Annotated in this window: 18 protein-coding genes; 3 read left to right on the forward strand and 15 right to left on the reverse strand. The window is 38.2% G+C overall.

Annotated features, from left to right (window positions below):
- Positions 1-200 precede the first annotated feature (200 nt).
- From whiA to uvrB, 13 genes are all read right to left on the reverse strand, one after another.
- Positions 201-1,112: a DNA-binding protein WhiA gene (whiA, locus tag SCSC_RS04770; RefSeq protein ID WP_006269423.1), complete on the reverse strand. Its 912-nt coding sequence runs from the start codon at positions 1,110-1,112 to the stop codon at positions 201-203.
- Positions 1,109-2,086, reverse strand: a complete 978-nt coding sequence (locus tag SCSC_RS04775) for a YvcK family protein (protein ID WP_003068902.1) — start codon at positions 2,084-2,086, stop codon at positions 1,109-1,111. Before SCSC_RS04775 ends, whiA begins: the two co-directional genes overlap by 4 nt.
- The gene (gene rapZ, locus SCSC_RS04780) at positions 2,083-2,973 is read right to left on the reverse strand and encodes an RNase adapter RapZ (protein ID WP_003068901.1); all 891 of its coding nucleotides are present in this window, start codon (positions 2,971-2,973) and stop codon (positions 2,083-2,085) included. The genes SCSC_RS04775 and rapZ overlap by 4 nt, the downstream gene beginning before the upstream one ends.
- A 154-nt stretch (positions 2,974-3,127) precedes the next feature.
- Positions 3,128-3,550, reverse strand: coding sequence for a nucleoside-diphosphate kinase (gene ndk / locus SCSC_RS04785; protein WP_003068898.1), 423 nt, complete (start codon positions 3,548-3,550; stop codon positions 3,128-3,130).
- 77 nt (positions 3,551-3,627) lie between these two features.
- Positions 3,628-4,578, reverse strand: a complete 951-nt coding sequence (locus SCSC_RS04790; protein WP_006269379.1) for a CPBP family intramembrane glutamic endopeptidase — start codon at positions 4,576-4,578, stop codon at positions 3,628-3,630.
- Complete coding sequence (locus tag SCSC_RS04795; RefSeq protein ID WP_006269404.1) at positions 4,578-5,216, reverse strand: TIGR01906 family membrane protein; 639 nt, start codon at positions 5,214-5,216, stop codon at positions 4,578-4,580. Before SCSC_RS04795 ends, SCSC_RS04790 begins: the two co-directional genes overlap by 1 nt.
- Positions 5,206-5,979 carry a TIGR01457 family HAD-type hydrolase gene (locus SCSC_RS04800; protein WP_006269396.1) on the reverse strand — a complete coding sequence of 258 codons (774 nt, stop codon included), beginning with the start codon at positions 5,977-5,979 and terminating at the stop codon, positions 5,206-5,208. Before SCSC_RS04800 ends, SCSC_RS04795 begins: the two co-directional genes overlap by 11 nt.
- A gap of 93 nt (positions 5,980-6,072) precedes the next feature.
- Complete coding sequence (locus SCSC_RS04805) at positions 6,073-6,699, reverse strand: NUDIX hydrolase N-terminal domain-containing protein (RefSeq protein WP_003068892.1); 627 nt, start codon at positions 6,697-6,699, stop codon at positions 6,073-6,075.
- The gene (locus SCSC_RS04810; RefSeq protein WP_003068891.1) at positions 6,686-7,426 is read right to left on the reverse strand and encodes an acyl-[acyl-carrier-protein] thioesterase; all 741 of its coding nucleotides are present in this window, start codon (positions 7,424-7,426) and stop codon (positions 6,686-6,688) included. Before SCSC_RS04810 ends, SCSC_RS04805 begins: the two co-directional genes overlap by 14 nt.
- A gap of 3 nt (positions 7,427-7,429) precedes the next feature.
- Positions 7,430-8,560 (reverse strand): radical SAM family heme chaperone HemW, encoded by a 1,131-nt coding sequence (gene hemW / locus SCSC_RS04815; protein ID WP_006269387.1) that lies wholly within the window; start codon positions 8,558-8,560, stop codon positions 7,430-7,432.
- Positions 8,561-8,762: 202 nt separating this feature from the next.
- The gene (locus tag SCSC_RS04820) at positions 8,763-9,314 is read right to left on the reverse strand and encodes a DUF1697 domain-containing protein (protein ID WP_006269424.1); all 552 of its coding nucleotides are present in this window, start codon (positions 9,312-9,314) and stop codon (positions 8,763-8,765) included.
- Positions 9,315-9,350: 36 nt separating this feature from the next.
- Positions 9,351-9,848 carry a GNAT family N-acetyltransferase gene (locus SCSC_RS04825; RefSeq protein WP_006269385.1) on the reverse strand — a complete coding sequence of 166 codons (498 nt, stop codon included), beginning with the start codon at positions 9,846-9,848 and terminating at the stop codon, positions 9,351-9,353.
- A 22-nt stretch (positions 9,849-9,870) separates the two neighbouring features.
- Positions 9,871-11,859: an excinuclease ABC subunit UvrB gene (gene uvrB / locus SCSC_RS04830; protein ID WP_006269418.1), complete on the reverse strand. Its 1,989-nt coding sequence runs from the start codon at positions 11,857-11,859 to the stop codon at positions 9,871-9,873.
- A gap of 193 nt (positions 11,860-12,052) precedes the next feature.
- Between uvrB and SCSC_RS04835 the strand changes: the two genes are divergently transcribed.
- The 3 genes from SCSC_RS04835 to SCSC_RS04845 all read left to right on the forward strand — a co-directional run bounded on the left by SCSC_RS04835 (position 12,053) and on the right by SCSC_RS04845 (position 16,880).
- Positions 12,053-14,230, forward strand: coding sequence for an ABC transporter substrate-binding protein/permease (locus SCSC_RS04835; RefSeq protein ID WP_006269406.1), 2,178 nt, complete (start codon positions 12,053-12,055; stop codon positions 14,228-14,230).
- Positions 14,230-14,970: an amino acid ABC transporter ATP-binding protein gene (locus tag SCSC_RS04840; RefSeq protein WP_006269402.1), complete on the forward strand. Its 741-nt coding sequence runs from the start codon at positions 14,230-14,232 to the stop codon at positions 14,968-14,970. Before SCSC_RS04835 ends, SCSC_RS04840 begins: the two co-directional genes overlap by 1 nt.
- Positions 14,971-15,344: 374 nt before the next feature.
- Positions 15,345-16,880 carry an ATP-binding cassette domain-containing protein gene (locus tag SCSC_RS04845; RefSeq protein ID WP_006269421.1) on the forward strand — a complete coding sequence of 512 codons (1,536 nt, stop codon included), beginning with the start codon at positions 15,345-15,347 and terminating at the stop codon, positions 16,878-16,880.
- A 118-nt stretch (positions 16,881-16,998) separates the two neighbouring features.
- On the opposite strand, the gene SCSC_RS04850 is transcribed toward SCSC_RS04845, so the two are convergent.
- Both SCSC_RS04850 and SCSC_RS04855 read right to left on the reverse strand, forming a co-directional pair.
- Entirely contained in the window at positions 16,999-18,747 is a 1,749-nt protein-coding gene (locus SCSC_RS04850; protein ID WP_006269410.1) for an ABC transporter ATP-binding protein, read from the reverse strand.
- Positions 18,728-20,473: an ABC transporter ATP-binding protein gene (locus tag SCSC_RS04855; protein WP_006269393.1), complete on the reverse strand. Its 1,746-nt coding sequence runs from the start codon at positions 20,471-20,473 to the stop codon at positions 18,728-18,730. Before SCSC_RS04855 ends, SCSC_RS04850 begins: the two co-directional genes overlap by 20 nt.
- Between the last annotated feature and the right edge of the window lie 148 nt (positions 20,474-20,621).

Raw genomic sequence — 20,621 nt, forward strand, 5'->3', positions numbered from 1 at the left:
AACTACCAACAGCCTCACCGTGCGACACCATCTTATACTTTGACTCCTTGTCTGCCTCACGGGACAGATTTAAAGGATTATTTAATTTTTATAACTATATCACATTTTTTGAAAATATTCAAGAGAAAACTGTAAAGTTTTCACGGAAATCCCTAAATTGATTCTACATATAACACAAAAACCGTACTTCTTTGTATTTCCTACAATTCATTTGCAATTTTATTGATTTTTCTCAAACGATGATTGACACCACTTTTCGTCAGAGGCTTACTAAGGCTATCTGCCAATTGCTGAATAGAATAATCGGGGTGGTTGACACGCAGATAAGCGACTTCCTGTAAATCAACAGGCAAACTTTCTAAACCAACTGTATCAATAATCTTGCCAATATTGTGAATGGTCTTCATACTAGCCGTCACTGTTCGAGCGATATTAGCCGTTTCTGCATTGTTTGTCCGATTCAGGTCATTTCTAGCTTCTCGCAAAAGTTTGACCGACTCAAATTCAGTCATTGCTTTCATAGCACCAGTCACAATCAAAAAGTCCATAATATCTTCAGCTCGTTGCAGATAGGTCACCGCTCCTTTTTTACGCTCAATTATTTTTGCATCCAACAAAAATTTTCGCATTAAGGTTGCTAACCCTTCGGCATGATCAGAATAAACCGACAAGATTTCCAACTGATATTTTCCTGACTCTGGATCGCGCATACTGCCACTTGACAGAAAAGCCCCACGCAAATAAGCTCGGCTAGCTTCATCATCTGATAAAATAGCTTGATCAATACCTGCTTCAATTCCAAAAAAAGAGTCTGCCAAGTGCAAATCAGCTAAAATTTGTTCCACACTTTCATTTAAAAAAACAGTGTAAACACGATTTTTCCGAAGATTTGTTTTTTGATGATGGCGAATATCAGACTTAACGTGATAAAAAGCTGCCAATAATTCATAAATATGGCGAGCAATTTTTGCATTCTCTGTTGTAACGGATAATGTCAAACCTTGATTAGCAATTCCTAAGCTCCCTGACATTTTAATAATTGCAGATAATTCCGTTTTGTCTTGCCTACCTAGACCAAGCAATTCTTCTTTCACTTTAATAGTAAAACTCATTTACGCACCTGTATGATCTTCATCAGTTCATCTACCACAGACTTACCGTCATGAAAGGCTCCGCCATTTTCCAAGCGAAGAAAATTAGACGAAATGACACGAGGAACTTGTTTTTTCAGGCCTTGAAAATCATGTTCAACTTGCACTAAATATTCATCAAATTTATTAGAATTCATATATTCTTGAGGAACTTGCTCAATGTTCACTAAAACCGTGTCAATAAATGCTTTCCCAAGATGACGATGCAAAACAGCCACGTGGTCACTATCTGTGAAATGCTCGGTTTCACCACGCTGCGTCATAATATTACAAACATAAGCAATCTCTGCTTGGGTTTCCAAGAGCGCTTGCCCAATTTCTTCTATCACCATATTGGGTAAGATAGAGGTAAACAATGATCCCGGTCCTAAAACTACCATATCACTTTCTAAAATTGTCTGCACCACTTTGCGACTAGCAGTTGGTTTTTGAGCATTATAGGTGTTGGTGACATAAACTCGTTCAATCATACCTTGGTGTTCTGCCAAATGACTTTCTCCAGCCACCTCACTTCCATCAGTAAACACAGCATGAAGCGTTAAAGGTGTATCACAAGACGGATAAATCTTGCCAGTTGTGTGGAAAAACTTGGTCAACAGCTGCATAGCATTATAAGTAGAACCCTGCATTTCTGAAATTCCGGCAATAATCAAGTTTCCCAGAGGATGTCCAGCTAAAGCACCGTCTTCTTCTGCAAAGCGATATTGAAAGACTTTTTCATAAAAACGAGGCATATCCGACAAAGCCACCAAAACATTTCGTAAATCACCTGGTGGTGTTAATTGCTGAATGTTTTTCCGTAATTCACCTGAACTTCCTCCGTCATCAGCGACTGTTACAATGGCTGCAATATCTACATCTTTCTTACGCAAACTGTCTAAAATCACAGAAATTCCTGTACCACCACCGATAACAGCAATTTTAGGTTTTCTCATGAACGGTTTACCGTTTCCTTTCTACGGTCTTTATCTCGATGAGACGAATGAACAGTCCAATCATTAGCCAAATCATCGGCTAAACGTTGGGCAAAAGCGACACTTCTGTGTTGACCACCTGTACAACCGACAGCAATTGTCAAAACAGACTTTCCTTCTTTTTTGTAACCCGGCAAAATAGGCTTGATAAGTGCCACTAAATGTTGATAAAATTCTTCTGACTCCGTATGATTCATGACATAATCATAAACTGCTTTATCAAGCCCTGTTTGATTGCGGAGTTCTGGTTGGTAATAAGGATTTGGTAAAAAACGCACATCAAAAACAAGATCCGCGTCTAACGGGATACCGTATTTAAAGCCGAAACTTACCACTTCAACGCGAAATGATTGGAGTTTTGTTGAGTCCGAGAAATGCTCAGAAATTGTTTTACGTAATGCACGTGGTGTTAAGTCAGTCGTATCTACCACATTTTGGCTCATGTTTTTTAATGGTGCAAGTAATTCCCGCTCTAATTTTATCCCGTCTAAAATACGCCCATCTGCCGCTAAAGGATGGCTACGTCGTGTTTCCTTGTAACGAGCGACCAATTCTGTGTCTGCTGCATCTAGAAATAAAATTTTAAAATCAAGTCCATCGTTATTTTCAATTTCATCTAAAACTTGTTGAATTTCTGAAAAGAAAGAACGACTGCGCATATCCACAACCATGGCAATTTTGTCATTGTCTTGCGTTGTTTCAACCAACTGCAAAAATTTAGGAACCAGCGTAGGAGGCATATTATCAATCGTAAAATAGCCCAAATCTTCAAAAGACTGGATGGCTACAGTCTTTCCTGCCCCACTCATTCCTGTCACAATTACTAAATGAATTTTTTTATCTGACATATCTCCTCCTTGATACAACAATCAATTTCAATATCCTAAAGTATCGTTAATTCTTTTTTATTATAACATACCAGACGTGAAACTTATAATAAAAAAGAGAGAATAACAGCGATTAATGTAGTTCTTCTCTCAATTCACATTTATATTTATTGCTTCATTCTTCATCGAACCAAAGGGCAATTTCTCGTTTGGCTGATGCTTCAGAATCTGAACCATGGACAACATTTTGAATCGTTGCACCATTCTCAGCTGCTTGCGCAAAATCCCCACGAATCGTCCCTGGTAGAGCTTCTTCTGGACGAGTAGCACCCATCATGTGACGCCAACCTGAAATCACTTGATTTCCTGATAAAATACCAATAATCAAAGGCCCACTTGTCATATACTCACGAATTGCGGGGTAAAACTCTTTTGTTAATAGAGCTTCATAATGCTGATCAATTATATGGTTTGGAACATTCGTTCTCATTTCTAATCGTTCAATTTTATAACCACGTCGTTCCACGCGCTTCAGTACTTCTCCAACCAAGCCACGTTTTACACCGTCTGGTTTTATAATAAAAAATGTTTGTTCCATGATTGACACGCTCCTCTTTTATTACCTTTATTTTATCATAAATGAAAGAAAGTTGAAAGTCCTTTCAAAACTCTCTTTTATAAATGCCTTATCAATGTCAACGACGTTAGACACATAAAAAATACGAAGAGCCAAAACCAGACCGAGCGGAAAGCTTGCCGATATGTTCCTGGATATGCACGATTTCTCCGTACATACCTTTTTATATCTGTTTTATTTTTAAATAGGAAAATGACTGCGATGCTTGCACCAATTAGCAGGATAAACAAATACAAGGCACCTCCTACATCGTCTGGCAAAAAAGAATAGAGATAAGTTAATCCTTCTCCGATAACTAAATTGTTAAAAATATGAAAAATCATTGCCCAGAAAATAGAATACTCCAAGGTCACATAAGAGAAGATCATTCCAACAAAAGTTGCAAAAACGAACTGCGGGAGATTACCATGAAACAAACCAAATAAGAGTGAAGACATCAGAATTGCAAAGATTTTTCCATATTTTTCAAACGTTCTTAAACCTGCCCCACGGAAAATCAATTCTTCTGAAACAGGTCCAAAAAAGCTTGCATACAAAAACATAGAAACACTATCTGAACCTGCCGAAGCTGATTCGACAGCTTTAAGCATAGTAAAACCAAATAAATTAAAGATTGTTTCAAAAATCTGATTAAACAGTACAAAACCTAATTGACCTAGAAGCAAGAAAGATAAGACTATCCCAAACGTTTTTGAAGTCATGGCTCTTTTCTGTGTTTGTAAATCAGACTTAAATAATTTTCCATCCCGATACAGCCAAAAGATAAATACTCCTGCACAAACAGCAATTAGATAATAGCTGCCATCGCGTGACATAAAACTTTCCGTTGCTTTTTGGATTCTCTCAAGATTTCCGGGATAACGAATCGCTTGAAATAAGGTTACAATCGTTTGATAAATCAGACTAATCATTGCCATTACGGCCACATATAGTAGACATAAAGCAGAGAATAAACCAATATCTTTTCTTACTTGCTGATTTGTTTGCATCAGTTTCCTTTCTTTTTCAAATAACTTTTTTTACTCCAGCTATAGAGTAATAATGCGAATCCTTCATAAAAGGCAAAAAATAATAGAAAAGTATGGCGGAAAAATTCTTCCGGTAAAATCCAAATCACTGGATCTTTCACAGGATCAAAGAGCCAAGTATTGTCTCCGACAAATAAAATCTTATGAAAGAGAGTAAAAAACGCATCAAATCCGATCTCAAATGCGATAGCTCCAACAATAATTGGCAGGCAAACAATACTCAAAACGGCCTTTGAAAAAACAGATAAATAACCTTTTTTAATTATATGTTTTACAAACAAATAAACTATTGGTAAGGTTGCTAGGAAAACAATCTGAACCAGATGAAAAAGATATTTCACAGTTTGGAAATGATGCAATCCTGCTGCTGATGAGTGAAAATCGGGCATTGAGAGTTTTTGCTGGAATGGATTGGTTAGGTAATTCATCAAAATATTAAAATTGTACTGAATCGTTGTAGATTTGAGATAAACTTTATTTTCTAAGTGTAACCAAGAAATTTCCAAAGGATAAAACAACCAAGTGAGATAAATCGTCAATAAAATCGTAGCTGCTAAAAGACAGAGCATGCTCAACCAAAAGATCAGTTTAGTGCGCATCAAAATCCCACTCCGCTAAGCTAGAAAGTACATAATCTGGTTGGATTGGTAAGTCTGCTACCTCTTCTGGACGAGTAAAACCAGTTGTCACCAAAAGTGTAGGAATACCGTTATCAATCCCAGCTCGAATATCCGTAAGATAGTTATCCCCAACCATTATCACTTCTTTATGTGGCAATCCAAGACGTTCAACAGCTTTTTCCATAATAATAGCATTCGGCTTATCTATATAAACAGGTTTTACGCGAGTTGCTGCTTCAATTAAAGTGATAATTGAGCCCGCGCCAGGCATGAGACCACGCTCTGTCGGAATATTAAGGTCAGGGTTGGTTCCTACAAAATGGGCTCCCTTTTGGATAGCTAAAGTAGCAATCGATAATTTTTCATAATCTACTTCCCAATCCAAACCAACAACTACATAATCCGGATTGTCGGTGTCTTCGATATAACCAGCTTCTGAAATAGCATTTTTAAGTCCAGCCTCGCCGATAACATAGACTTTCTTTCCTATATTTTTATCATTTAAATAATCAATCGTTGCCAAAGTTGCTGTATAAATCGTTTCAATAGGTGTTTTAACATTGAATTGTTCCGCCAACATAGCCTGAACAGTCTCAGGTGTACGTGTTGTATTATTCGTCACAAATAAATATGGAATGTTGCGCCGTTGCAACTCATGTACAAAAGCTTCACCCGCAGGAATACGTTCTTTTCCTTTATAAATTGTTCCGTCTAAATCAATTAAATAGCCTTTATAAGTCACTCATTTTCTCCTCTAATTTAAAAGCTTAAATACTCCTCTAATCTATATAAATTGAAAATAGTTTTCTATTTCAACTTTTAAATCTATACTTTATTAATCAAATCGAGTTTCCCAGTTATTGGATGCCTGCGCCTCAAAACACATTGCAATTTGTTGAGTAGTCGTTTTAGATTCAGATAATGCTGGCAACGCATCTAAAGCAAAATAACCACAGGCTATCGTCTCAGCATTTGCTCTAAACTCCCCACCTAAGCTCGTACACAAAACAAATATTTTGATAATGTGATGTACTGAGGTAGAGTTTCCTGGATTATTTTTATGTTTATCTAAAACAGCAATCAGTTTGTCTGCCTGAACTTCTAAACCTGCCTCTTCTCTTACTTCTTTTATTGTATTGTCCTTTACAGACTGATCCACATCACACCATCCGCCCGGCAAAGCCCATAGTCCATTTTTTTCTTGAACGAGCAAAATCGTATTGTCTTTAAAAATTGCTGCCCGTGTATCCAATTTCGGTGTTTGATAGCCCGTTTCATTACAAAACAGATCTTTTACTTTTTCAAGTGGCATACCAGAAGGAGTGACTAGCATTTCAGCTGCAATCTGACGAATCTCCTGAAATCGCTCAATATCAAATTCATCCTTGCTATAGGCTAATCCATTTTGTGCTAAAGTTTGCAGACGAGTTGCCCATTCTAACCATTTACTATCTTCTGTCATCACAACTTCTCCATATTATACTTGCCTGGGCATTGATATCACCATCGCTAGAAATCTGATGATTACTCTCCAAGCCCTCCAAATCATAGCTAGAGGTAATTTGTCCGCCAGGTCGTACCTCCTTGACATACTTAAGATGAATTTTTCTAGGAATATGTTTCATGAGAAAATCTGCACCCATAACCTCAAAAATCCAGTCCAAATACTTACTGTTATTAACATGGCCGTTCATATCTAAATCGTAAAAACGGACATGGTAATCTTTGCTAATTGGTTCTTTCAAATCTGGATACTTCGGTCCACGAATCAATTTTTTAGAAAACTCTGCTTCATAAGGTGCAACAATCTTTGGCTCTACTGCATGCACTTTTCTACTATCTCTATCCATAAGGACAAAAGTAGCCAACATATTAATAATAGCATTTCCCGCTTCATCATAAATAGTAAACCGACGATAACAGAATAAACGATTATATGACAAAGCTTCTGTTTCAATCGTCATTTCTTCCCCAAATTTAGGCAGCCGTACTACATCAATATCATAATCCGTGATAATCCAGACTAGATTATATTTTTCCAGCATAGCTTTATCACTAATCCCCAAATCAATGGACTGCAGCCCTGATACCTGTAAGGATAGCAAAATGACATCAGGTAGTTTGATATGACCGTTCATATCTGCCATATCAAAAGGAATTTTCATTTTCATTTGATAAGTTAAACCCATAATTTACTCCAATATAAATTTCTCTGCGACTGTATCGCCCAAAAAAAGACCTTTTTTGGTCATACGGACAATGTCCCTGTCAGGTACTAAGAGCCCTTGCTCTGTCAGTTCTGTTACAACATGACCGTACTGCCGATCAAAAGAAACACCAAATTTTTCCTCAAAGCGTTGTTTAGAAATACCCGACTTCTTGCGCAATCCCAAAAACATTTCTTCTTCCATCATCTCTTGCTTGCTAAGATGTTCCTCACTCACACGGGCATTACCTTTTTCGACCGCCTCTAAGTAATGACGGATAGGACCATGATTCTTGTAGCGAACCCCATTGACATAGCCAGAAGCCCCAGCTCCGATACCAAAATATTCCGCATTGTCCCAGTACATAAGATTATGTCGACTCTCAAAACCTGGTTTAGAAAAATTGGAAATCTCATAATGCTCAAAACCAACTTTTTCTAACTCCTCAATGATGTATTCAAACATCTCTGCTTCCAAATCTTCTTTAGGCAGAGGGAGTTTTCCACGTCGCATCCGATTCATAAAAACCGTGTGATTTTCTAAAATTAAGCTGTAAAGACTCATGTGAGGAATATCTAGCGCAATAGCTTTGGCTACATTTTCTCGTACATTATCCATAGTTTGCTTGGGCAGCGCATAGATCAGATCAATCGAGATATTGTCAAATCCAGCCAGCTTCAGATTGGCGATGTTTTCATAGATATCTTTTTCTAAATGACTGCGACCAATTTGCTTGAGCATGCGATCGTCAAAAGTCTGAACACCTAAAGATACCCTATTCACAGGTGAAACCTTTAAAACAGCAATCTTATCCGGATCCAAATCCCCTGGATTGGCTTCAATAGTCAGTTCTTCTAACAATGACAAATCCAGCTTTTTCGTCAGCTCTGCTAACAAAAACTCCAGCTGCTTCGCTGAAAGAGCTGTCGGTGTCCCACCGCCGATATAAAGTGTCTGTAAATGCTTTATATTATAAGAAGTATATTCTTGAAGCAAGTGCTCTAAGTAGGCGTCAACTGGCTGATTTTTGATAAAAACCTTAGAAAAGTCACAATAATAACAAATTTGAGTACAAAATGGAATGTGTACATAGGCAGAAGTTGGTTTGGTATACATAGCATTTATTATAGCATAATTTTAGTATATAGATGTTTTAAAGTTCATACTAAAATGCATAGGTCTCTTATCGATATATTCTTGCTCAACAACGAAAATACCATAAGTGTTAAAAACGTTCAACTTAATTCGCTACTTCAACTTGAACTTTTTCCAAATAATAAATTTGTTAGCAAAAAGAAGACCAAAATCTATCAATTATTCATTTTTGAATTGTACCTACCAACTCCACTATCTTCTGGAAAGTCTTGCCGTTTCGGATGGTTAGTTGCTTGTAAAAATTGGATTTGAGCAGTTTTTTATGATAGTTGGACTTGAGATAGTTCGCTTGGTCAGCATTACTATAAAAGAAAGCCGTCTGCCCAAAATGCAGCTGCTCCTTGTCATTTGCCCAACTGCCTGCCAGCTCTTGAACACTCTCCCTGTCTGTCTCCGGCAAATAAAAGAGAACATCTCGCCGAAAGGCTGTTTCATCCTGCCACCAAGCAGGAAGATTGGCTGTTTCTTTTTGAAGCATGGCAGAGCTGACAAGGACAAAAGGCAGGGGAAAATCGTAAGACCGACTGAAATAAGCCGACAAGATCTCCCGAATCCTCTCCTCCTGCTCCTCGCTATCAAAGAAAAGATTGCCGCTGTTGATGTAGGAAACTGGATTTTCAAAGCCCAACCCAGCCAAATCTTTCTTCAAATCAGCCATAACGACCTTGTTTTTACCGCCGACATTGATGCCGCGGAGTAAAAGTGCATAACGCATGTGGTGCTCCTTACAAATATATCTATTATTTCCAAACTAACTCTTAGAATTTCTCAAGTAGATCATTCGTTTTTCTTTCACGGCTTTTCCTAGGTCAACGCTCTTTTCCTCACCGTCAAAAACAAAACCCATTTTTTCATAAAAAGCGATAGCACGTTTGTTATCTTCTAAAACCCATAATAAAATCTCTTGATAACCATCCAAGGCAGCAAAAGCAGCCTGTATGAGCTGCCGTCCTACACCCTTGCCATAATAATCTTTTAAGACATACAAGGCGAAAATTTCACCCGCTATCGTAGCTGAATCTCGAAAATCACCGTAGCTAACAAAGCCAACCACTTTAGCATCATTCAAGGCAATCAAGGTATTTCCGGGATACTTTTGACTATAAAATCGGCACTTATCTAAAGTCATCTGCTCTTGAAATTCCGCAGGTAAAATCTCATCATAAGCTTCACGCCATGTCTGCCAATGAACTCTGGACTTCCCTTCTATCTCCTCAGCTGTTTCCATTGCTTTGATAGTGATGTCCATTTGCTTTCCTCCTTGAAATCCCTCAGTCCATCGCCTTTATCTCTAAAATCATATCGCGAATCTGTGCAGCCAGTTCGAAGTCGAGAAGTCCTGCAGCTTCTTGCATTTGTCCCTCTAGTTTCTTAATCATATCTTTACGTTCCTGTTTATTAAGACTTTCAATTTCAACGACTTCTTCTTTGTCTGGCAGGACAGATTTGGTTACACTGATCAGGTCACGAATTTCTTTCTGGATTGTTTGCGGTACAATACCATGTTCTTCATTATAAGCCATCTGAATTTGACGGCGGCGAGCAGTCTCGTCCATAGCCTTCTGCATGGAGTCAGTCACCGTGTCCGCATACATGATGACATGACCCTCACTGTTGCGGGCAGCCCGACCAATGGTTTGGATCAAACCACGCTCATTTCGTAAGAAACCTTCTTTGTCTGCATCAAGGATAGCAACCAGACTGACCTCTGGTACATCAATTCCCTCGCGCAGCAGATTGATCCCGACCAGGACATCAAAGACACCCAGGCGCAAGTCACGGATAATCTCAGTCCGCTCCAATGTCTTGATATCCGAGTGCATGTACTTGACTTTAACTCCCATTTCTTTAAAGTAATCTGTCAAATCTTCTGCCATCTTTTTAGTCAACGTTGTGATAAACGTTCGCTCATTCTTTTCAACACGCGCATTGATTTCACCTAAAAGATCATCTATTTGTCCCATAGTCGGACGCACTTCGACTGCTGGATCCAGAAGCCCAGTTGGTCGAATAATTTGCTCAATTACTGTATCCGTTTGTTCTCGCTCATAGTCACCCGGTGTCGCAGATACATAGACAATCTGATGAACATGACTTTCAAACTCTTCCCGACGCAGCGGACGATTGTCCAAGGCAGACGGCAGACGGAAACCATAATTGACCAGCATTTCCTTCCGCGAGCGGTCACCATTGTACATCCCTTTAATCTGCCCCATCGTCATATGACTTTCATCAATCATGATGAGAAAATCATCTGGGAAGAAATCAAGCAAGGTATAAGGTGGCTCACCTTCGCTGCGCCCATCCATGTGACGAGAATAGTTCTCAACACCGTTGGTATAGCCCATCTCACGGAGCATCTCAATATCATACTCCGTACGCTGTTTCAATCGTTGGGCTTCCAAGAGCTTTCCTTCCTTTTCAAAGATAGCCAGCTGTTGCTCCAGCTCGGCCTGAATCTTGGCAATGGCAATCTCCATATTTTCGTCATTTGTCATAAAGTGAGTAGCTGGGAAAATTGCTAAATGATCCACTTCACCCAAAACTTGTCCTGTCAAGGCTTCGACCTCACGAATCCGGTCAATCTCATCTCCGAAAAACTCCACCCGAAAGGCATGCTCGTCACGAGAAGCTGGAAAAATCTCCACCACATCACCTCGGACTCGGAATTTCCCCCGCTGAAAGTCAATATCATTACGCTCAAACTGGATATCTACCAGATCATTGAGCAGCTTATCGCGGGAAATCTCTAGTCCAGGACGCAGACTTACCACGCTGTCGGAGTATTCCTTAGGCGATCCCAGACCATAGATACAAGAGACCGAAGCCACGACAATTACGTCATTGCGCTCCAATAGGGCAGAAGTTGCTGAGTGACGGAGCTTGTCAATCTCGTCATTGACCGAGCTATCCTTTTCGATATAAGTATCGCTGGAAGGCACATAGGCTTCCGGCTGGTAGTAATCATAGTAGGAAACGAAGTATTCCACTGCGTTATTAGGGAAGAATTCCTTGAACTCACCATAAAGCTGGCCGGCCAGCGTTTTATTATGGGCAATAACCAGAGTCGGCTTGTTGACTCGAGAAATCACCTGACTCATGGTATAGGTCTTCCCTGTTCCTGTCGCTCCCATGAGAATTTGAGCTTTTTCACCGCCTTCAATATTATCCGCTAATTGCTCAATGGCTTGTGGTTGATCGCCTGAAGGCTCATACTTGGAGATCAATTTAAATTTATTGTCTGTAATTCTGTTTATCATATAACACCTCTTTCTACTATTTTAACACAAGTATCATCATTTCAAATTTCTGAGCTTATTACTTTATATTTTATCTCTTAGATATACAAATCGAAAATTTACATGTCATAAAATCTAACATAAAAACGAAAAATATTTGCCTTTTGAAGATATTTTTGATATAATTTAAAAATATTATTTAAAGGAGAGACTCATGAAGAAAAAAATCATAGCTTTTTTGTTAGCTTTACTACCACTATTTGCTACAACTAATATCCATGCGGATGCAATCAAAGTAGTATCTGATACAGCCTATGCACCTTTTGAGTTTAAAGATTCCGATCAAACTTACAAAGGTATTGACGTAGATATTATCAATAAAGTCGCTGAACTAAAAAGTTGGAACATCAATATGACTTTCCCTGGATTTGATGCAGCGGTCAATGCTGTTCAATCTGGTCAAGCAGATGCTATCATGGCTGGAATGACAAAAACCAAAGACCGTGAAAAAGCCTTCACCATGTCTGATACTTATTATGATACAAAAGTTGTCATCGCAACGACTAAAACAAATACAATTAGTAGTTATTCACAATTAAAAGGAAAAACTGTTGGGGTTAAAAACGGAACTGCTTCTCAACGTTTTTTGGAAAAAATCAAAGACAAATATAAATTTAATCTTAAAACTTTTGATACGACTGATTTGACTTATAATAGTTTGAACTCTGGTTCAATTGATGCTATGATGGATGATCAGCCTGTTATTGAATATGCTATCAAGCAAGGCCAAAACTTAAAAATTTCTATGAAGGGGGAAGCTGTTGGTAGCTTTGCGTTTGGTGTCAAAAAAGGAAGCAAGTATGAATATCTAGTAACGGAATTCAATGAAGCGCTTGCTCAAATGAAAAAAGATGGTTCTCTTGATAAAATCATCTCAAAATGGACAGGATCTACAAAGGCAACTAGTTCCACTCCAGAAACTACTACTCCTGCTGGCAAAAAAGCAACTCCTGTCAAAGCAAAATATACCATTGCTAGCGACTCTTCCTTTGCACCATTCGTTTTCCAAGATAGTAATAACAAATATACTGGGATTGACATGGATTTGATAAATGCTATCGCCAAAGACCAAGGTTTCACGATCGAAATCACAAATCCTGGTTTTGACGCCGCTTTAAATGCTGTACAATCTGGACAAGCCGATGGAATGATTGCAGGGATGTCTGTAACAGATGCTCGTAAAGAGACCTTTGATTTCTCAGAACCATATTATACTGCAAACGCTATCCTTGCCGTCAAAGAATCAAGTACAATTGCTTCTTATAAAGACTTGAAAGGTAAAACAATCGGTGTTAAAAACGGAACTGCTTCACAAACTTTCTTAACAAAAAATCAAAGTAAATATGATTACAAAATCAAAACATTCTCTGATGCTTCTTCTATGTATGACAGTCTAAACTCTGGTTCTGTGGATGCCGTTATGGATGACGAACCTGTTGTTAAATACTCCATTAGCCAAGGCCAAAAACTGAAAACACCAATCAAAGGAACTCCTATTGGAGACACTGCTTTTGCCGTAAAAAAGGGTAGTAATCCTGAATTGATCCAAATGTTTAATAATGGCTTAGCAAATATCAAGAAAAATGGTCAGTATCAAAAAATTCTTGATAAGTATTTAAAGAAATCAAACTCAAATACTAGCTCTTCAGACAATACAGTTGATGAAACAACCATTTGGGGGCTCCTCCAAAATAACTACAAGCAATTGTTAAGTGGTCTTGGAATTACTTTGGCACTCGCACTTCTGTCATTTGCAATCGCTATGGTCATCGGAATCATCTTTGGGATGTTTAGTGTAAGTCCTGTTAAAGCACTCCGCATTATCTCAGAAGTCTTCGTAGATGTTATTCGTGGGATCCCACTTATGATTCTAGCAGCCTTTATCTTCTGGGGCATCCCAAACCTTATTGAATCAATGACAGGCCATCAAAACCCAATTAATGATTTTGTAGCTGGTACGATTGCTCTTTCACTCAATGCTGGAGCTTACATTGCAGAAATCGTTCGTGGTGGGATTCAAGCTGTTCCAGCTGGACAAATGGAAGCCAGTCGCAGTCTTGGTATTTCTTATTCCAAGACAATGAGAAAGATTATTCTGCCACAAGCAACAAAAATCATGTTACCAAATTTCGTCAATCAATTTGTGATTGCTTTGAAAGATACAACAATTGTTTCCGCCATTGGTCTTGTCGAACTTTTCCAAACAGGTAAAATCATCATTGCTCGTAACTACCAAAGTTTCAAAATGTATGCTATCCTAGCAGTTTTTTATCTGATTATCATTACTCTTTTGACTAGACTTGCAAAACGCTTAGAAAAGAGGATTAAATAATGGCTAAGTTAAAAATTGATGTCAACGATTTACATAAATACTATGGGGAAAATGAAGTCCTAAAAGGAATCACAACCAAATTCTATGAAGGGGATGTCGTTTGTATCATTGGGCCTTCAGGTTCAGGAAAATCAACTTTTCTACGTAGCTTGAACCTATTGGAAGAAGTTACAAGTGGATCGATTACCGTAGATGGTTTCAATCTCACCGACAAAAACACAGATGTTGACCTCGTTCGTGAAAATATTGGTATGGTTTTCCAACACTTCAACCTCTTTCCTCACATGACAGTTTTGGGCAATATCACTTTTGCGCCCGTTGAGCATAAACGAATGACACAAGCTGAAGCAGATAAACTTGGTATGGAATTATTAGAAAAAGTCGGTCTCTCTGATAAAGCTGATGCCATGCCAGATAGCCTCTCAGGTGGACAAAAACAACGTGTCGCAATTGCACGGGGACTTGCTATGAATCCTGATATTATGCTCTTTGACGAACCTACTTCTGCTCTTGATCCCGAAATGGTTGGAGATGTTCTCAATGTTATGAAAGAATTGGCCAAGCAAGGCATGACTATGATTATCGTAACTCATGAAATGGGGTTCGCTCGCCAAGTAGCAAACCGTGTTATCTTTACGGCTGACGGAGAGTTTTTAGAAGACGGTAAACCCGATCAAATTTTTGATAATCCACAGCACACACGTCTAAAGGACTTCTTAGATAAAGTCTTGAATGTGTAATAACACTCCATCCCGAAAATTGTTTCGGGATTTTTTATATTCCTATTAATTTATTCCCGATTGAAAACTTAACTCAGGTCTCTTTTGACATTAAATCACTTTTTTGTTATATTAAAATCAATGAAATTCGGAGGTAAGGAGCTTATGTACAAAAAATCTATTGCTTAAAGGAAACTTTATCTAGTAGATTTTTTGTTGTGCTCTTGCTCATTTTCAAAGAAGACATTTTTACTTCTCAAGGCTAAATATATCCATCGCAAACTACTTGCTTTGCAATATTTGTTAGCAACCCAAAAGCAAAAACAGCTCTACTAGGTAAATAGGGCTGTTTTTCTTAGCTCTAAAATGACAATGAACATCATAAGGAGACATATATGCTACAAATTAGACATTTAACCATTACACATTTAAAAGACTTCAAAAACATGGTTAGTGATTTATCACTCACTGTTAATACAAGTGATAAAATTGCCATTATTGGAGAAGAAGGAAATGGAAAATCTACTCTTCTCAAACTACTCATGAATGACGCACTTGTTTCAGACTATGTTAGTTATACAGGAGAGATTCAAAAAAGCTATAATCGTTATGCTTATTTGCCGCAAACTTTACCTGAAAATGAAAGAAAATTCTCTCTCAACGACTATTTTTTTGGAGATTTGGAAGTAGACCTAGATTACAACAAACTTTATCGCTTCGCTCAAGAATTAAAGTTTGACAGTCAACGTTTTACTAGCCAGCAAACCTTAGCCTCTTTATCTGGTGGCGAACTATTAAAAATTCAACTTTTAAAAATCCTCTCTACTGATTGGGACCTTCTCTTTTTAGATGAGCCTTCTAATGATTTAGATCTAGATACTCTGATATGGCTAGAAAATTTTCTCCAAAATACACCTCGAACAGTTATCTTCGTTTCCCATGATGAAAGTCTTTTGAGCCATGTAGCGACAAAAATCATTCATTTGGAATTGATTAAGAAAAAACAGGAAGCTCGGACAACTGTGAGGAATCTGGATTATGAGAATTATAGCCAAGAGAGACAGGAGACATTTAAAAAGCAAACAAAAGATGCAAAAAAAGAACGAGAAGAATATCAAAAAGCAATGGCAAAACACCAGCGAGTCAAACAAAGTGTGGAGCATGTCTTGCGTCATACTCATGACAGCACAGCTGGTAGATTACTAGCCAAAAAAATGAAAAATATTCTCTCACAAGAAAAACGTTTTAATCGAGAAGCCACTAAAATGACAGAGTTACCAACACAAGCAGATGCTATCATTCTGGAATTTCCTACCATTTCCCCTCTCCCATCGACAAAAAGAGTACTTACTATCCAACAGATGTGTTTAAAGATAGAAGAGCATATCTTAGTACGAAATATTAACTTTGAACTTTTGGGACAGGAGAAGATTGGGATTATTGGTAAAAATGGTATCGGTAAATCTACTTTTCTCAAAGAACTGCGACATCTACTGAAAGAAAAGAGAAGCATTACACTAGGATATATGCCTCAAAACTATCATGATATTTTAAACGAAGCCGATTCTCCAATAGATTTTCTAACATCTACAGGAGAGGCTATTGAGCGAGAAAAAATCCTCACACACCTAGCCAGTCTACAATTCACACGCAATGAAGTACATCATCCCATTTCTCAACTGTCTGGTGGACAAAAGGCCAAATTGCTGCTGCTAAAAATGGTATTAGATCAGGCAAATGTCTTGTTATTAGATGAGCCAACACGTAACTTTTCTCCTACTTCGCAGCCACAAATTCGAAAACTTTTTACAAGCTATACCGGAGCTTTTATTACTGTTTCTCATGACCGTACTTTTCTAAAAGAAGTCTGTCAGAAAATCTACTACCTGACTGAAACTGGACTAGAGCAAGTAAGGAAAGAACAATTATAAGTTTTGAAAACTATATGACAGTTTACCTTAAAAACAAGATGTGAGAAAATGTGATAACGACCCTTTGAATTTGTCTCAAATAGTATATCATTCTCTAAGTTTTTTCCATTTATTAATCTTAAATAACTAAACTTTCCTGCGCTGTCTGCATTTGATAATACATACCTTTCGCTTGCATCAACTCCTGATGACTGCCATGTTCGACAATATCACCATCAACCAAAACCAAGATGATATCTGCATTTTGAATAGTAGACAGACGATGAGCAATGATAAAACTGGTTCTTCCTACCATTAGCTTATTAAAAGCTTTTTGAATAAGCGCTTCGGTTCGTGTATCAATGGATGAAGTTGCTTCGTCTAAAATCAGGATTTTAGGAACCGCTAGAAAAACACGCGCAATGGTCAATAGCTGGCGTTGTCCTTGTGACAAAGAATCTCCTGCATCTGCTAGATAAGTATCATAGCCATGCGGCAATTGCTGAATAAAGAAATGAGCATTGGCAGCTTTAGCTGCTTCAATTACTTCTTCTCGGCTGGCCTCTGGTCGCCCAAAAGCAATATTATCATGGATCGTGGTCTTTTTCAGCCACGTTTCTTGTAACACCATGCCAAACTGCCGGCGGAAGGACACTCGAGTATAATTTGTAATATCTCGATCGTCTAGCTTTATCTTGCCCGCATCCACATTATAAAAACGCATGAGGAGATTGATTAAAGTGGATTTTCCAGCACCAGTTGGTCCGACAATAGCAACTTTGCTTCCTGCTGGAACGGTCATGTTTAAATCGTGAATCAAAGGTTTATCTTTTTCATAACCAAAACGGACGTGCTCAAAACGAATCGCACCCCGTACTGCTTCACTCGTGAGTTCTTCTTTTCCAGTTTCTACAACTTCTTTTTCATCTAAAATCATGTACAAGCGCTCTGCACAAGCAAGGGCGCTTTGTAATTCAGCCATAACAGACGAAATATCGTTGAATGGCTTGGTGTATTGGTTGACATAATTTAAGAATGTCACTAATTGTCCAACTGTGAAACTAGAGCCGTTAATGATACGAACCGCACCAAATCCAACAACAATAGCATAAATAAGAGCATTCACGAAGCGAGTCGCTGGATTGACAGTAGAGGAATAGAAAATCGCTTTCTGAGAATAGTTCGCATAGCTTTCATTCCCCTTTGTAAAGCTCGCAATGAACTGCTCTTGGGCATTAAAACTTTGAATCAAACTTTCTTGAGAGAGACTTTCTTCAATGAGCTGTGTCTGAAGCCCTCGTGCCGTCGTTTGTTTTTGAAACAGCTTGTAGCTTTTACGGGCTATAAAACGTGCAATCAGCATAGATAAGGGAGTTAAAAGCAAGACTAACATCATCATGAAAAAGTCAATCCTTGCCATTGTCACAATCGTTACAAGAATAGTTAACACGCCTACAAAAAACTGATTGAAAACCATGAGCAGACCATTATTTAACTGCTCCACATCCGTCGTCAAGCGACTCACTAAATCACCACTCCCTTGACAATCAAGATAAGCTAAGGGAAGTCGATGAATTTTTTGAATAACTGCGTCCCGAAGTTTCTGACTATAACTATAAATCAACTGATTATAGATTAAAGGATTGAGCCATTGAATCGCTGTATTGGCAACAATCACCATCCCCATTTTCGAGAGAATTGGCAGCAAATGCTGACTTGCATCGGAAAGTAAAACACTATCAACTGCATTTCCAATCAAAATCGGCAAATAAATGGTCAAGGCAACCTGAACAATCGTTCCAATTGTAGCTAGTAGGAAAAGCCAGCGCTGCTGCAATAAATCACTTGCAAGGCATTTTAAACTACTTTTAGAATACCTCATTTTCATGCTTTTCCTCCTTACTATGTTGTGAGAGATGAATTTCTCGATAAATAGCGCTCGTTTGAAGCAAATCTTCATGTGCACCAAGAGCGACCTGATGACCTTTATCCAAGACAAGTATCTGATCAGCTGCACACAAGCTATTGGTTCGCTGTGAAATTAAAATCAAACTCGTGTTCTTTAACTGCTCTTTGATAGCTTGCAATAGTTTAGCTTCTGTTAAATAATCAAGTGCCGAAGTGGAATCATCCAGCACCAGAAAAGGTGCTTTTTGTATTAGAGCTCGCGCAATCGTCAGCCGTTGACGTTGACCACCAGAAAAATTTCGACCAAATGCTTCTACTCCAGCATCTAGCTGACCTTCTTTTTCCCGTACAAAGTCACTAGCTTGCGCAATATCAAGAGCCCACCAAAGCTGTTCATCACTCATATCACCATCCAATCCCAAAGATAAATTTGAGCGAATGGTTCCTCGAAATAATTCTGCCTTTTGTGGTACTAAACTTATCCAAGAACGCCATTCTTTCAGATTTCGAGGACTTCGATTATTTTTAAAAATAGCCAACTGGCCTGCATCTGCCTCATACAAATGTGCCAACAGCTGCACTAAAGTTGATTTCCCTGCTCCTGTTCCTCCAATCACTCCCAAAGTCTGACCAGATAGTAAATCAAACGAAATATTTTCTAATGCTGGACGAGCGGCTTGTGGATAGGTAAACGTAACATTTTGAGCAGAAATAGATTGATCACCCACAGAGTAAACAATCGGTAACTCTGCCAGAACATCTTCTCCCTCCTGTTCGAAAACTTCTTGAATTCGTCCAGCGCTGATGTAACTTTGGTTCAAAGAAGTAATGAGCATCGCCAATTTCAATAGTTCTATCAAAATTTGCAAAAGGTAATTGACCAAAGCAACTAATTTCCCTTGCGTTAGTAAACCATGTCCAATCGCTAGATTTCCATACCAAATAACTATAACCAGAGTACTATTCACTACGAAAAAGGTCAACGGACTAATCAAGCTAGACAATATTCCTGTTTTTATCTGCCAAGTCTTATAATTTTCATTGATATTTTGAAATTCCTGAATTTCTTTAGTTGTTTGTCCAAAAGCACGGATAACACGCACACCTTGTAATTGTTGACGTGTCATACTGACAATATTATCTGTAATCCGACGAATATTAGCATAAAGCGGGTTGACGAAACGTGACATGATGTAGATAATAGCGGTTAAGACTACAACCATCAGCAAAAACCACAGCGTAATACTTGGGCTGATCAAAAATGCCATGATGATCGAGCCAAAAACAATAATCGGCGCACGTAAAAACAGACGAAGAAATTGATTAATACCAGTCTGAATTTGATAAGTATCACTTGTCAAACGAGTAACCAAACTAGATGCTGTCAGGTTATCTCGCTGAGCTTTTGGCAAACGCATGATTTTTTGATATAAATCTTTGGTCAATTGACGTGTAAATCCTACCGCTGCTCTTGAGGAATAATATTGGGCAATAATTGCCACCCCAGCACCAAACGATGCTAGGACAACCAATAAAAAGACCATGATATAAAGATGTGTACTATCTTTTTCAGGGATTATTTGGTCAACAATTGTCGCAATCAAAATTGGCACCAGTAATTCAAAACTGGCTTCTAACAATTTAAAAAGCGGTCCTAACAGGGATTCCCTCACATAACCTTTAAAATATTTCAATAAATCTTTCATGAAATCTCTTTTCTCATCTAAAACTAGTTCTATTTTATCATAATCTACCTTGCTCTGCGATTTGTTGGCGGATACAGTCAAATTGCATGCCTTTTATTATGGCAACAGATTTTAATTCTTTCTTTTTTTGAAGCAAATAAAAAGAAGA

The sequence above is a fragment of the Streptococcus constellatus subsp. constellatus genome (assembly GCF_023167545.1).
Lineage (GTDB): Bacteria > Bacillota > Bacilli > Lactobacillales > Streptococcaceae > Streptococcus > Streptococcus constellatus.